This window comes from Lentzea sp. NPDC042327, assembly GCF_040647275.1.
Taxonomy (GTDB): Bacteria; Actinomycetota; Actinomycetes; order Mycobacteriales; family Pseudonocardiaceae; genus Lentzea.
This window is the reverse complement of record NZ_JBEZBX010000010.1, coordinates 95270-108941: the sequence shown is the minus strand read 5'-3', so window position 1 is coordinate 108941 and position 13672 is coordinate 95270. Positions and strand designations below refer to the sequence as shown.

15 protein-coding genes are annotated in these 13672 nt (G+C 71.4%); 3 read left to right on the top strand and 12 right to left on the bottom strand.

The genetic code is table 11. From position 1 onward, the window contains the following. Window positions 1-56: 56 nt before the first annotated feature. On the bottom strand, window positions 57-1568 hold the full coding sequence (guaB, locus tag AB0A63_RS25560) for an IMP dehydrogenase (RefSeq protein WP_360395814.1): 1512 nt from the start codon (window positions 1566-1568) through the stop codon (window positions 57-59). Window positions 1569-1692: 124 nt separating this feature from the next. Between guaB and AB0A63_RS25555 the strand changes: the two genes are divergently transcribed. Beyond that, the gene (locus AB0A63_RS25555; protein WP_360395812.1) at window positions 1693-2079 is read left to right on the top strand and encodes a DUF5319 domain-containing protein; all 387 of its coding nucleotides are present in this window, start codon (window positions 1693-1695) and stop codon (window positions 2077-2079) included. A gap of 204 nt (window positions 2080-2283) precedes the next feature. On the opposite strand, the gene AB0A63_RS25550 is transcribed toward AB0A63_RS25555, so the two are convergent. The 5 genes from AB0A63_RS25550 to AB0A63_RS25530 all read right to left on the bottom strand — a co-directional run bounded on the left by AB0A63_RS25550 (window position 2284) and on the right by AB0A63_RS25530 (window position 6530). Then, complete coding sequence (locus AB0A63_RS25550; RefSeq protein ID WP_360395810.1) at window positions 2284-3165, bottom strand: anti-sigma-D factor RsdA; 882 nt, start codon at window positions 3163-3165, stop codon at window positions 2284-2286. Then, a complete protein-coding gene (locus AB0A63_RS25545; RefSeq protein ID WP_360396063.1) occupies window positions 3166-3738 on the bottom strand; it encodes a sigma-70 family RNA polymerase sigma factor in 573 nt (190 codons plus the stop codon). 240 nt (window positions 3739-3978) lie between these two features. After that, window positions 3979-4575 carry a response regulator transcription factor gene (locus AB0A63_RS25540; protein WP_030471988.1) on the bottom strand — a complete coding sequence of 199 codons (597 nt, stop codon included), beginning with the start codon at window positions 4573-4575 and terminating at the stop codon, window positions 3979-3981. Between the two features lie 81 nt (window positions 4576-4656). Beyond that, window positions 4657-5562: a hypothetical protein gene (locus AB0A63_RS25535; protein WP_360395808.1), complete on the bottom strand. Its 906-nt coding sequence runs from the start codon at window positions 5560-5562 to the stop codon at window positions 4657-4659. A 17-nt stretch (window positions 5563-5579) separates the two neighbouring features. Further along, the gene (locus AB0A63_RS25530) at window positions 5580-6530 is read right to left on the bottom strand and encodes a MerR family transcriptional regulator (protein ID WP_360395806.1); all 951 of its coding nucleotides are present in this window, start codon (window positions 6528-6530) and stop codon (window positions 5580-5582) included. A 168-nt stretch (window positions 6531-6698) separates the two neighbouring features. On the opposite strand from AB0A63_RS25530, the gene AB0A63_RS25525 reads away from it, so the two are divergent. Then, a complete protein-coding gene (locus AB0A63_RS25525) occupies window positions 6699-6995 on the top strand; it encodes a WhiB family transcriptional regulator (RefSeq protein ID WP_086663892.1) in 297 nt (98 codons plus the stop codon). 150 nt (window positions 6996-7145) lie between these two features. On the opposite strand, the gene groL is transcribed toward AB0A63_RS25525, so the two are convergent. Together groL and groES are read right to left on the bottom strand one after the other, a co-directional pair. Beyond that, on the bottom strand, window positions 7146-8768 hold the full coding sequence (groL, locus tag AB0A63_RS25520) for a chaperonin GroEL (RefSeq protein WP_360395804.1): 1623 nt from the start codon (window positions 8766-8768) through the stop codon (window positions 7146-7148). 82 nt (window positions 8769-8850) lie between these two features. Beyond that, complete coding sequence (gene groES, locus AB0A63_RS25515; RefSeq protein ID WP_030478362.1) at window positions 8851-9144, bottom strand: co-chaperone GroES; 294 nt, start codon at window positions 9142-9144, stop codon at window positions 8851-8853. A gap of 172 nt (window positions 9145-9316) precedes the next feature. Here groES and AB0A63_RS25510 point away from each other — a divergent pair, with 172 nt between their 5' ends. Further along, entirely contained in the window at window positions 9317-10822 is a 1506-nt protein-coding gene (locus AB0A63_RS25510) for an alkaline phosphatase D family protein (protein ID WP_360395802.1), read from the top strand. On the opposite strand, the gene tsaD is transcribed toward AB0A63_RS25510, so the two are convergent. The 4 genes from tsaD to AB0A63_RS25490 form a co-directional block, all read right to left on the bottom strand. Then, complete coding sequence (gene tsaD, locus AB0A63_RS25505) at window positions 10823-11878, bottom strand: tRNA (adenosine(37)-N6)-threonylcarbamoyltransferase complex transferase subunit TsaD (RefSeq protein WP_360395800.1); 1056 nt, start codon at window positions 11876-11878, stop codon at window positions 10823-10825. It abuts the gene before it with no gap. Further along, window positions 11871-12329 carry a ribosomal protein S18-alanine N-acetyltransferase gene (rimI, locus tag AB0A63_RS25500; protein ID WP_360395798.1) on the bottom strand — a complete coding sequence of 153 codons (459 nt, stop codon included), beginning with the start codon at window positions 12327-12329 and terminating at the stop codon, window positions 11871-11873. Before rimI ends, tsaD begins: the two co-directional genes overlap by 8 nt. Next, the gene (gene tsaB / locus AB0A63_RS25495) at window positions 12326-13006 is read right to left on the bottom strand and encodes a tRNA (adenosine(37)-N6)-threonylcarbamoyltransferase complex dimerization subunit type 1 TsaB (RefSeq protein ID WP_360395797.1); all 681 of its coding nucleotides are present in this window, start codon (window positions 13004-13006) and stop codon (window positions 12326-12328) included. Before tsaB ends, rimI begins: the two co-directional genes overlap by 4 nt. 295 nt (window positions 13007-13301) lie before the next feature. Continuing rightward, the gene (locus tag AB0A63_RS25490) at window positions 13302-13625 is read right to left on the bottom strand and encodes a hypothetical protein (RefSeq protein WP_360395796.1); all 324 of its coding nucleotides are present in this window, start codon (window positions 13623-13625) and stop codon (window positions 13302-13304) included. Between the last annotated feature and the right edge of the window lie 47 nt (window positions 13626-13672).

Below are 13672 nucleotides of genomic sequence, written 5' to 3'. Positions count from 1 at the left end.
CGCGGTCCGCGCTTTCCGCGGACGCACCTCACCCCTGAGCGAACAGCCGACAGACCTTAACGGGTCGTGTAGTTCGGGGCCTCGACGGTCATGGTGATGTCGTGCGGGTGCGACTCCTTGAGCCCCGCCGCGGTGATGCGCACGAGCTGCGCGTCCTGCAGCTCCGCGATCGTGCGGGAGCCCGTGTAGCCCATCGCCGCGCGCAGACCGCCGTTGAGCTGGTGCACGACCTGCGACAGCGGGCCGCGGAACGGCGTGCGGCCCTCGATGCCCTCCGGGACCAGCTTGTCCTCGTTGAGCACGTCGTCCTGGAAGTAGCGGTCCTTCGAGAACGACTTGTTCTCGCCGCGCGACTGCATCGCCGCCAGCGAGCCCATGCCGCGGTAGGTCTTGAACTGCTTGCCGTTGACCAGGATCAGGTCGCCGGGCGCCTCCTGGGTGCCCGCGAGCAGCGAGCCGAGCATCACGGCGGACGCGCCGGCCGCGATGGCCTTCGCGATGTCGCCGGAGTACTGGATGCCGCCGTCGCCGATCACCGGCACACCGGCCGGGCGGCACGCGAGGGACGCCTCGTAGATCGCGGAGATCTGCGGCACGCCGACACCCGCGACGACGCGCGTGGTGCAGATCGAGCCCGGCCCGACACCGACCTTGACGCCGTCCGCGCCCGCGTCGATCAGCGCTTGGGCGCCGGCCCGCGTCGCGATGTTGCCGCCGACGACGTCCGTCGAGTCGCCGAGCTCCTTCTTGATGCGCGCGACCATCTCCAGCACGCCGCGCGAGTGGCCGTGCGCCGTGTCGACCATCAGCACGTCCACGCCGGCGTCCGCGAGCGTCATCGCGCGCACGAACGAGTCCTCTCCCACGCCCACGGCGGCGGCGCACAGCAGGCGGCCGTCCGGGTCCTTGGTGGCGTTCGGGTACTGCTCGGTCTTCACGAAGTCCTTGACCGTGATCAGGCCCTTGAGCTTGCCGTCACCGTCGACGATCGGCAGCTTCTCGACCTTGTGCCGGCGCAGCAGCCCCAGCGCGGCCTCGGCCGACACGCCGACCTGCGCCGTGACCAGCGGGCCGTTGGTCATGACCTCGCTGACCTTCTTGGAGTGGTCGAGCTCGAACCGCATGTCGCGGTTCGTGATGATGCCCACCAGCTTGTTGTTCGAGTCGGTCACCGGCACGCCGGAGATCCGGTAACGCGCGCACAGCGCGTCGACCTCGGCGAGCGTGGCGTCCGGCGAGCACGTGACCGGGTCGGTGACCATGCCGGCCTCGGACCGCTTCACGGTCTCCGCCTGCCGGGCCTGGTCCTCGATGCTGAGGTTGCGGTGCAGCACGCCGATGCCGCCCTGCCGCGCCATCGAGATCGCCATCCGGCCCTCGGTGACGGTGTCCATGGCGGCACTGGCCAGCGGAACCTTGAGGCTGATGTTGCGCGAGATCCTGGTGCTCGTGTCGACGCCGCTCGGGACGACGTCCGACTCGGCAGGCAGCAGGAGCACGTCGTCGAAGGTCAATCCCAGCATCGCGAACTTGCTCGGGACTCCGTCAGCGTTGAGCTCGCTGGTCATGGCGGGTGGCTTGCCTTCCGTCGTGCGGCACCTCCCGTCCCTGCGTCCGGTTTCCGCAGGCGGAGGCGGTGCTGCCCATGGTATCTGGACGTATCCCGGGGTACGGCGGGTACCGTGCGGGGTCGTGCCGCACGACGCGTTGCCACCAGACCCCTTCGCGGGCGACCCCGAGGACCCCGCGCGCGCTCTCGGTGAGCCCGACCACCACGACCACGACCCGATGGACGACGAGGAACGCGCCGAGCTGGTCAGCGACCTCAGCGACCTGGCCGTCTACCAGGCCCTCCTCGAACACAGGGGCGTTCGCGGCATCGTCGTGGACTGCGGCGAGTGCCAGGAACCGCACTTCCACGACTGGGCGTTGCTGCGCGCCTCGCTCGAACAGCTCCTCGCCGACGGCCGGATGCGGCCGCACGAGCCGGCGTTCGACCCGGATCCGGGTGCGTACGTGAGCTGGGAGTACTGCCGCGGGTACGCGGACGGGGTGACGGCGACGGAGTCGGCCCGCTGACCTCTGCCCGGAATATCCGGTTTTTCACCCGGACGAGGTGACCGAGGTCGCGGGGTGACGTTGGTCGCGCCCGGTCAGTCCGCCTCCGGCGGTTCCCGGTGACCGGCTGCCGCCGAACGGCCCATCCGGGTCACCCGAAATCCATTCCACCTGACGTGTGAACGCCCCTGACCTCGGCGAAGTCAGGGGCGTTCACAGCACGTCTCAGTTGGTTCCGGTTCCCTCGTTCACGCTGGTGACCCCGTTGGAACCCTGGGTCTCCCCCGGTGCGGGCGGAGGCGGCGGGGGTTCCTCGCCGTTCGACGTCGGGTCCGGCGGCGGAGGGGTCTCCGACGACGGGGACGTGGGCGGCGTGGTGGTCGAGGGCGCTGTCGTCGGCGTCGAGGACGGCGTCGTCGGCTTGGCGCTGGTCTCGGTCGGCTTGGTCACAACGGGCGGTGGCGTCGTGGGTGACGTCACCGACGTGTTCGTGCCCAGCTGCTTCTCGAGCTCCTTGTGCTTCTCCTCCAGCTGGGCCTTGCCGTCGTCGGTGTTGACGGAGCCCAGACTGGCCTCGATCTTGTTCAGCTTCTCGCGGGCCTCGGTCACCTTGCCCTCGCGCAGCGCGAGGCGGGCCGACTCCAGGTCGGTGTTGATGATGGCCGCGGCCTCGATCGACTTCGCGTGCTCGGAGTAGAGCACGCGGGTGAGACCCCAGAGCGCGTCGCCCGGCTGGGCGTCGCGGGCCACGAGGCTCACGCCGGTGAACGCGATGGCCAGCACGGCCGCGGCGCTCGCCAGCGGGATCAGGAAGCGGTGCCTGCTCACCGGCTGCGGACGGGCAGCCTGGATCGTGGCGATGGCGGTCTCGGTGTCGACGAGCTCCCCGAAGGGCTCGGTCTCCACCTCGTGCCGCCACGCGAGCAGCAACGCGTTCAGCTCGTCGTCGACCAGCGCGCCGGCCGCACCCGGAGTCGCGGACCCCAGCGCGTCCAGCAGCCGGTCATCGGCCTGTACAGCCGAAAGATCGTCTGCGACGGGCTCGTGCGGGGCTCTGTCGTCCTGTCCGCGCACTTCCTCGTCGTCCTTCCCGTGTTCGTCGGCCACTCAGACCACCTCCTCCGCTGCCAGCGACTTGCGGAGCCGAGCCAGCGCACGGTGTTGCGCCACCCGGACCGCACCCGGCGTCGAACCGACCGCCTCGGCAGTTTCCTCGGCGGAGAGTCCGACCACCACCCTCAACAGCAGGATCTCCCGCTGCTTCTCCGGCAGGACGCGCAACAGGACCGCCATCCGGCCGGAGAGCTCGCCCTGAAGGGCCCGTTGCTCAGGACCAGCTCCGGTCTCCGGCGCGTCGGGAACTTCGGGAACGGGCTCCGAGCGGTTCCTGGCGGCAGACCGATGTGCGTCGGCGACCTTGTGCGCCGCGATCCCGTAGACGAACGCGAGGAAGGGCCGACCCTGGTCGCGGTAGCTGGGCAATGCCGTGAGCACCGCGAGACACACCTCCTGGGCCACATCGTCCGCCGAAGCGAAGCTCCGCTCCTGCCTGCCAACTCTGGCGCGGCAGTACCGCACCACCAGAGGACGAATGGAGGCCAGCAGGCGTTCGATCGCCCGGCGGTCACCGTCGACGGCCGCGCCCACTTCGGCGTCCAGTCCGTCCCCCAAGTTGGTCATCGCAGACAACAGCCCTGGTGTTACTCGTTGGCGTACCGGCAGGGAACAACACGAGTCACTCACGGCGACTCGAAGCAGCAACCCTCACCGTACCGGTCAGCGGGCCGTCCGTTCATCAACGGGGCATGGACACACCGAGTGAACAACCGGCACGCCGAACGGCCGCAGCCCGGCGACATCGTCACCGGGCTGGGGGATTGCGGCTGATCGTGCGAACTCAGCCCAACGCTGTGGCCTGGACTACTGCACCAGACCGCGCCGGAAGCCGTGCGCCACCGCCTGCGCGCGGTCGCGGACGCCCAGCTTGCGGAACAAGCGGCGGGCGTGCGTCTTGACCGTGTCCTCCGACAGGTAGAGCTCGCGGCCGATCTGACCGTTGCTCTTGCCCTGGCTCATGCCGCGCAGCACCTGGAGCTCGCGCTCCGTGAGCTGCACGCCGGGGTCGGAGGGCTGGCGCGGTGCCGGTACGGAGGTGCTGGCGAGCGTGTGCGCGAGGGCTGCCACAAGCTCGGGGCGCGACGCGTCCCACCTCAGGTAGCCGCGGGCGCCACCGGCAATCGCGGCGGCGATGCTGCCCGCGTCGTCGGGGGCTCCGAACACGATGACGTTTGCCTGCGGGTTCGCGGAGACGAGCCGACGGGTTGCTTCCACCCCGGTCGGGACGGCGCGCTGGGTTCCCACCAGTACGACGTCGACCGGCTGCCTGGAAAAGCGAGCCAACAACTCGTCACCGTGCGCTACGCAGTCGATGCGGCTGACCCCGGGGACAGCCGACATCACGCGGGTGAGACCCTCACGCACACTGCGCCGGTCGTCGCAAATAAGGACCGTGGTCACGGGGACTCCTTTCCTGCAGCCGAGTGACGTTCCATATCCCCTATCGGACGCTGATGGCCCGACCTTGACACGATCCGGTGCTTAATCCGTCAAGAAGTTCGTCTGAGGGTCTGCATTCGGGGGTTCCCCGGAACGGAGCAGCCCGGTCGGCACCCAGGGGGACTCGAGGGCGACCCGACGGCTGACTGGATCAGCTCTGCGTAACACGCAGCTCAGAGCCTCCGTCGCCCGGTCGATGGCGGTTGCGCCCACCGTGGGGGCATGGTCTGCCAGCACCAGAGCGCTCGGCCAGATCAACGGTTGGAGCCCGTCCACGACGCTGTGATTTAGATCACACTCGACCAGTTCAACCCCTCTGGCCGTGCCCTCGGGCGTCCCCGACACGATCAACGAGGTGCCCAGCACGAGGGCCGACTTCACGGTGTGGCGGACGGCTCCTGCCTTCGTCGCCACGCCGTGCGCCTCCTCGGCCGGCGCCACCGCGGCCCCGGCGTTCCCGGAGGCCAGCTCGACCTCCGCCCTCACCCAGCCGAACCGCACCGCGCTCCGCCAGGACGGGGTCCGCCCGACGCGGGCGAGCAGCCGGCGCGACTCGTGCGTCCGCCCGGCACCGATCGCGTCGGCGGCAAGCCCCAGCAGTGCGTCGGTGCGGGCCCCGGCGGCGTCCACCCCGTCCGGGTCGCTGGCGCCGTCACCCCGCACGCGGGCGAGCGCCTGGCCGTCCAGCCCGCGGGCGAGGTGGTGCGCGCCGAGCTGGCGGTGGTGCGAGGCGCGGGTCGACAGGGCGAGCGAGGCGACGACCGGGTCGGGGTCGTGCCGCAGCACGTCGAGGGCGGTCGCCGCGGCGGCGTAGTGCCCCTGCCCGCCGAGCACGACGGCGGCGAGCCAGCGCACCCGAGCGCTCGGCGCACCCAGCGCGGCCCAGACGTCGTCGCCCGGCGCGGCACCGAAAGCGGCCCGGCGCAGCGCGTCTTCTCCGGAGTTCACGAACAGGCAGTGTGCCGTCAGGTGACGGCGGCCTCGACCGCGGCTGCCGCGTCACCCAGGTCGTCGACCCGCTCGGCCGGCGTCGGCACCATCCCCCGCCGCCAGCCCGGCCCGCCGACGAACACCCGCACCTGCTGCCGGGTCCGCGGGACCGCCGCCAGCACTCCCGGATCGGCGTACCTGGGCAGCTGCGCCCACAGCACCACCGCCGACGGCGCGGTCCGCCGCACCGCCGCGGCCAGCGCGTCCGCCGGCAACGCCGCCCCGAGCAGCCGGACGACGATCCCGCGCTGCGCCAGCTCGGCCGCCAACGGGTAGAGCGGCAGGTTGTGCCGTTCCTCCGGCATGCACGCGAGCAGCACGGGCCGGTGGTTGCGCCCGAGGGTGACGAGCGGTGTCGCGCGGACGAACGAGGCGAGCACGCACTCGTTCAGCAGGTGCTCGACCTCCACGCCGGCACCCGACAGCTCCCACCGCGCGGAGACGGCGGCCAGCACCGGCCGCACGACCTCGTTCCACGTCGCGACCACGCCCTCGGAGGCGAGCGAGTCGGCCAGCACCTCCTGCACGGCGATCGAGTCCATGGCGAGCGCCGCACGACCGAGCCCGCGGGCGAGCCGGGAGGCACCCGGCAACTTCAGACCGCGGCCACCGGTGGGTGCGGCGGGCACCTCACCGTGCGTCATCGACGCCTTCGAGTCGAGCGCGAACCGGGCGGCTTCGGCCGACGAGGCGCCACGCAGGAGCGCGCGCTGCATCAGCTCGAGGCGGGCCACGTCACGCGGTCCGTACTTGCGGTGCCGTCCGACCGTGTGGCCGCTCGGCCCGAGTCCGTAGCGCCGGTCCCAGGTGCGCAGCGTCGCGGGTGCCACCCCGAGCCGCCTGGCCACCGCGGCCACGGACAGGAGGGGTTCACCCGTGTGACCACCGGCAGATCTGTGCTCCGGCTGGATCATCACGGCAAACATGTTCCGTTCACCTCTTCCGGGTGGCAACTCCGGGCGGTGAGTGATCGAACACGCGTGCTGTCACCCATCAGTTGATAAGGGTCTTCTGCCTCTTGAACAAGTTTTGACGCGGTTCTACGGTGGATCTTCGTTAAGCCGAATGGAGCAGTCGTCACGGAGGCGGTCTCGATGGCGGACACCCGAAGGCTCCCCGGTCCCAACGCAGACCTGTGGGACTGGCAGATGCGCGGTTCGTGCCGGGGCATGGACAGCGCGTTCTTCTTCCACCCCGACGGTGAACGGGGTCCGGCGAGATCTCGCCGGGAGGCCCGGGCCAAGGCCGTCTGCCTCGCCTGCCCGGTGCTGGAGATGTGCCGCAGGCACGCGCTCGCGGTCCAGGAACCCTACGGAATCTGGGGCGGGCTCTCGGAGTCGGAACGCGACCACATCATCAAGGCGAGAAAACGCCAGCTGGCGATCGTCTGACCGGGTCGCCCTCTCCCCGTCGCTCTGCTGGCATCAAGGGGGCGCGGGGTGGTGGACGAGAAGAACCGGGGCGGCACCACGTGAGTGGTGCCGCCCCGGTTCTCGTTCCAGCTCAGAGATCGCGGTCCCGACGAAAGCGGGAGCGGCGACTCAGTGGCCGTGCCCGTGGCCGTGGCCGTGACCGGCAGCGGCCGGCTCCTCCGCCTTCTTCTCCACGATGGCGCTCTCGGTCGTGAGCACCATGCGGGCGATGGAGGCGGCGTTCGCCACGGCGGAGCGGGTGACCTTGACCGGGTCGATGATGCCCTGCTCCAGCAGGTCGCCGTACTCCAGCGAGGCGGCGTTGATGCCGAAGCCCCACTCGCCCTCGCGGACCTTGTTCACCACGACGGCACCTTCGAGGCCGGCGTTCGAGGCGATCCAGAACAGCGGCGCGGACAGGGCCTTCGCGACGAGCGCGACACCCGTGGCCTCGTCACCGGTCAGGCCGAGACCGCCGTCGAGCACCTTGGCGCCGTGCACGAGAGCGGAGCCACCGCCGGGGACGATGCCCTCCTCGACCGCGGCCTTGGTAGCGGCGACCGCGTCCTCGATGCGGTGCTTGCGCTCCTTCAGCTCGGTCTCGGTGGCGGCGCCGACCTTGATCACGGCGATGCCGCCGGAGAGCTTCGCGAGGCGCTCCTGGAGCTTCTCGCGGTCCCAGTCGGAGTCCGTGGCCTCGATCTCGCGGCGCAGCTGCTCCGCGCGGCCGGCGATGTCGGCCTTGGTGCCGCCGCCGTCCACGATCGTGGTGTCGTCCTTGGTCACGACGACGCGGCGGGCGGAACCCAGCTGGTCGAGCGTGGTCTCGGACAGCTTCAGGCCGATCTCCGAGGAGATCACCTCGCCGCCGGTGACGACCGCGAGGTCGTCCAGGAACGCCTTGCGGCGGTCACCGAAGAACGGCGCCTTCACGGCGACGACCTTCAGGGTCTTGCGGACGGCGTTGACCACCAGGGTGGACAGGGCCTCGCCCTCGACGTCCTCGGCGATGATCAGCAGCGGCTTGCCGGACTCCGCGACCTTCTCGAGGATCGGGAGGACGTCGGCCAGCGCCGAGATCTTCTCGCGGTGCAGCAGGATGCGGACGTCCTCGTAGACGGCCTCCTGCGCTTCGAGGTCGGTCGAGAAGTGCGTCGACACGTAACCCTTGTCGAACTGCACGCCCTCGGTGATCGCGAGCTCGGTCGCCAGCGTCGAGGACTCCTCGACGGTGATGACGCCGTCCTCGCCGACCCGCTCGATGGCCTCGCCGAGCAGCGCGCCGATCGAGGTGTCCCGCGAGGAGACGGTGCCGACCTGGGCGATGTTGTCGCGGCCCTTGACCGGGGTGGCCTTGCCCTTGAGCGCGTCCACGACGGCGTCGGCGGCGGCCTGGATGCCACGGCCGAGCGCGGTCGGGTTCGCACCCGCGGCGATGTTGCGCAGGCCTTCCTTGACCAGCGCCTGCGCCAGCACGGTGGCGGTGGTGGTGCCGTCACCCGCGACGTCGTTGGTCTTGGTGGCGACCGACTTGGCGAGCTGCGCGCCGAGGTTCTCGAACGCGTCGTCCAGCTCGATCTCACGGGCGATGGTCACACCGTCGTTGGTGACCGTCGGGCCACCGAACTTCTTGTCGAGCACGACGTGGCGCCCGCGCGGGCCAAGGGTGACCTTGACGGTGTCCGCGAGCTTGTTGACGCCGCGCTCGAGCGCCCGACGAGCGTCCTCGTCGAAGCTGATCTGCTTGGGCATTGCCTAAAGCCTCTCTGGTAGCGAAACGCCCCGGAAGCCCCGGAGTGGGGCGCCGGGGCGTCAGGCATGACAGCCGAGCGTCTTAGTTGACGACGGCCAGCACGTCGCGGGCGGAGAGGATCAGGTACTCCTCGCCGTTGTACTTGACCTCGGTGCCGCCGTACTTCGAGTAGATGACGACGTCGCCGACAGCGACGTCCAGCGGGACGCGGTTGCCCTTGTCGTCGATGCGGCCGGGGCCCACCGCGAGGACCTTGCCCTCCTGGGGCTTCTCCTTCGCGGTGTCCGGGATCACGAGGCCGGAGGCAGTGGTCGTCTCGGCCTCGGAGGCCTGAACGACGATCTTGTCCTCGAGCGGCTTGATGTTCACGCTCACCGGGATGACCTCCACGGGTCGTTGGCAGGTTCGAATAAACGGCTCCTGCCACCCCGCCGTCGCGGGGGTCGGGGCGGTGCTGGTGCCGTGCAGTTGGCACTCTACCCATGAGAGTGCCAACGCTTCAACGAGGGTCCCGAACCGCTCACCCGGTGGGAGCCGTGTTCAGGCCATGGTCACGTTCTCGCGCCGCACGCTGCTGCTCTCCGGAGTGGCCGGCGTCACAGCGTTCTCGGTCGCGGGGTCCGCCCGCCGCTCCGACCCTTTCACACTGGGCGTGGCCTCGGGGGACCCGACACCCGACGGGGTGGTGCTGTGGACCCGGTTGGCCGTCGAACCGCTCGCGGAGGACGGCCTGGGAGGCATGCCGGCGCGTCCGGTGGAGGTCCGGTGGCAGGTCGCCGAGGACGAGCGGTTCACCCGAACCGTGCGGCACGGCTCCACCACGGCTCGACCGGAGCGGGCGCACAGCGTCCACGTGGAGCTCGCCGGGCTGGAGCCCGGCCGCGAGTACTTCTACCGCTTCAAGGCCCTCAACCACCTCTCCCGTACCGGCCGCACCCGCACGGCGCCCGCGCCCGGTTCGCTGCGGGTGCCGCTGACGATGACCTTCGCCTCGTGCGCGCAGTACGAGCACGGCTACTTCACGGCGTACCGGCGGCTGGCCGAGGACGAACCCGACCTGGTCCTGCACCTCGGCGACTACACCTACGAGTACGAGGCGGGCGTCCACGTCGCCCCGAGCGGCAACGTCCGGCACGTCGAGGGCCCGACGACCACCACGCTCGCGGACTACCGGCGGCGGCAGGCGCAGTACAAGGCCGACCCGGACCTCCAGGCAGCGCACGCCGCGGCGCCGTGGAGCGTCGTCTGGGACGACCACGAGATCGACAACGACTGGGCGGGCCTGGTGCCGGACCGGCCGCAGCCGGACTTCCCCGCGCGCAGGGCCGCGGCCTTCCAGGCCTACTACGAGAACATGCCCCTGCGCAGGTCGCCGCGGCTGTACCGGCGGATCGGCTGGGGTGCGCTCGCCACGTTCCACCTGCTCGACACCCGCCAGTACCGGACCGACCAGGCCTGCGGGGACGGCCTGCAGCTCTGCCCGGAGCGGCTGGCGCCCGAGCGCACCATGCTCGGCGCCGAGCAGGAGGACTGGCTGTTCGCCGGGCTGCGGGGGTCTCGGGCGCGGTGGGACGTGCTCGGCCAGCAGGTGTTCTTCTCGCAGTACGACTACGTCCCCGGCGAGGTCGACGAGTTCCTGCTGGACGCCTGGGACGGCTACGTGGCCGACCGGGACCGGGTGGTGGCGCGGTTCGCGGACGTGCGGAACCCGGTCGTGCTGACCGGGGACGTGCACGCGGCGTGGGCCGCGGAGGTCAAACAGCGCTGGGACGACCCGTCGTCGCGGACCCTCGCGACCGAGCTGGTGACCACGTCGATCACGGCCGGCGGCGACGGGTCGGAGGAGTACGCCGAGACGCCGTCGTGGCTGCGCGAGAACCCGCACGTGAAGTACTTCAACAACCGCCGCGGCTACACGATCGCCAGGTTCACGCCCGAGGAGCTGCGCGCGGACTTCCGCGGCCTCGACCACGTGACGAGGCCCGGCTCCCCGGTCACCACCAGGGCGTCGTTCGCCGTGGAGGACCGCAGGCCGGGCCTGCACCGGCTGTGATCAGAGGATCTGGACCGAGTTGACCGGCAGGCCGGGGTTGGTCGAGAGGTCCATCGACGACGGCTTGGCGCCCGCCGCCACCAGGTGCGCGCCGAGAGCGGCGATCATCGCGCCGTTGTCGGTGCACAGCCGCGGCCTCGGCACGCGCAGCTCGATGCCCGCCTCCGCGCAGCGCTCGGCGGCCAGGCCGCTCAGCCGCGAGTTCGCCGCGACACCGCCGGAGATGACCAGCGTGTCGACGCCGAGGTCCTTGGCGGCGCGGATGGCCTTGGCGGTCAGCACGTCCGCGACGGCCTCCTGGAACGACGCGGCGACGTCGGCCAGCGGGATCTCCTCGCCGGCGCTCTCGGCGCGTTCGACCCAGCGGGCGACCGCGGTCTTCAGACCGGAGAACGAGAAGTCGTACTTCGTGTCGCGCGGGCCGGTGAGACCGCGCGGGAACGCGATCGCGCAGCCGTTGCCCTGCTTGGCGAGCTTGTCGATGGGCGGGCCGCCGGGGTAGGGCAGGTCGAGCAGCCGCGCGACCTTGTCGTAGGCCTCGCCCGCGGCGTCGTCCACGGTGGAGCCGATCTCGGTGATCGAGCCGGCCAGGCCGCCCTCGACGAGCAGCAGCTGCGAGTGGCCGCCGGAGACCAGCAGCGCGAGGCAGCGCTGTGGCAACGGGCCGTGCTGCAGCGTGTCCGCGGCGACGTGGCCGGCGAGGTGGTTCACCCCGTAGAGCGGCTTGCCGAGCGCGGCGGCGTAGGCCTTCGCGGCGGACACGCCGACCAGCAGCGCCCCGGCGAGACCGGGACCCGCGGTGACGGCGATCGAGTGGAGCTGGGAGAGCTCGACCCGCGCGGTGTCGAGCGCCCGGCGCAGGGTCGGCACCAGCGCTTCGAGGTGGGCGCGCGAGGCGACCTCCGGCACGACGCCGCCGAAGCGGGCGTGCTCCTCGACGCTGGAGGCGACCTCGTCGGCGAGCAGCTCGAGCGAGCCGTCCTGGCCGAGCCGGACGATGCCGAAGCCCGTCTCGTCGCAGGAGCTCTCGATGCCGAGAATGAGTCGGTCAGACACTTTTCGCGGGCCTTCCCATCGTGTACGCGTCGGCACCCGACGGCTGGTAGTAGCGGCGGCGCAAGCCGAGGTGCTCGAAGCCGTGCGCGAGGTAGAGGGCGATCGCGGGCTCGTTGTCCGTGCGGACCTCGAGGAACACCGGCACGTCGATCTCGTCGACGCGGGCGAGGAGGTCGCGCAGCAGCATCTTGCCGACGCCCCTGCCCTGCCAGGGCCGGGCGACGGCGATGGTGTGCACGCTCGCCTCGTACGCCGACGCGGCGAGCCCCGCGTACCCGATCAGCTCGCCGTCGCAGTACGCGCCCCGGTAGTAGTTGCCGCGGTCGAGCTCGCTGTGGAACGCGGTCTCGCTCCACGGGTCCTCGCCGGGGAACAGGTCCAGCTCGATCTCGTGGCACCGCGGCACGTCGGCGTGCTGCAACGGCCCGAGTGTGACGGTGCCGGTGGTCATGCCCTGGTCACCCGCTTGCGGCCGGTGGGCTCGACCGCGTCCGGGCGGCGCAGGTAGAGCGGGGTGAGTGCGGCGGGCCGGGCCTTCGCGAGCACCTCGGCGGCCGCGGCGGCGACCAGCCCCTCCGGCGACGGGTGCTTCGCCTGGAGCAGCTCCAGGCCGAGGACGTCGGCGTAGAGCTCCGCACCCTCACCGGTCGCCTGGTGCACGCCCAGCGCGGGCAGCTTCTCCGCGAGGTCCTGCGGGCGCTCCACGTGCGGCCCGTCGGTGCGGCGACCGGCGGCGTCGTAGGCGGCCCAGTAGACCTCCCTGCGGCGCGCGTCCGTGGCGACCAGCAGCGGGTGCCCGCTCGCGGCGTCCTTGGCGATCGCGTCCGTGGTGGCCACCGGGTAGACCGGGCGGTTGAGCGCCTGCCCGAGCGCCGCGGCGGTGGCGAGACCGACCCGCAGCCCGGTGAACGGGCCGGGACCCGCGCCGACGACGATCGCGTCCAGGTCGGAGTACGCCTTGCCGGCCTCGTCGAGCGCGGCGGAGATGTGGGGGGTGAGCAGCTCGCCGTGCGCCTTGGCGTTGAGCGTCACCCGCTTCGCGAGCAGGCGTGGCGGGGAGTCGGGCGCGAGCTCGACCACACCGGCGGTGACTGCGGGGGTGGCCGTGTCGACGGCGAGCACTAGCACGATTGTCCAGGGTAGTACGAGGTCGTGTCGGTCATCCGGTTGCCTCTTCCGGTCAACCGCCGGAGGCGATTCGGCCGGAAGCGGCGGCCGGGTGGCCGACTTCTCGACGACCTCGTCGCCGTCTGCGGAGCAGCGGCAATCGAACACGTGTGGCCGCCCACAGTTCCCATGCGTCCTCAAGGTGCCGGCAGCGCCCTCTAGTACGCCGAGCAACAAGACGGCGAGCTGTCCTGAGGGGACGGACGGCGGGATGGCCGGCGGGCTCGGTCCGGCCATCCCGCCGAGCTGGTGGCGCTCAGCCGGTGGAGCAGGCCGACGAGTGGTCGATCGTGAAGATCTCCAGCGGGCCGTTCCACCGCCACGGCGCGGCGCAGGCGTCGTCCAGGACGCTGACGGCGTCGTCACCGGCGGTGCGGACGTCGGTGCACGTGGCGTAGCCGGGTGCGTGGCCCTCGTGCAGCAGCGCGGCCGGGCCGTTCCACAGCCACGGGGCTGCGCAGAAGTTGTCCGCGACGCGGATGCCGCCGGCGCGGCTGTGCTCACCGGCGGAGGCGGGCGCTCCCGCGGCGAGGAGGGCACCGCCGACGACGGCGGTCGCGAGGAGCGACTTGTTGATCATGGTAGGTCCATCGGCGCCGGCCGTTCCGCCCTTGACGGGTGTCACCC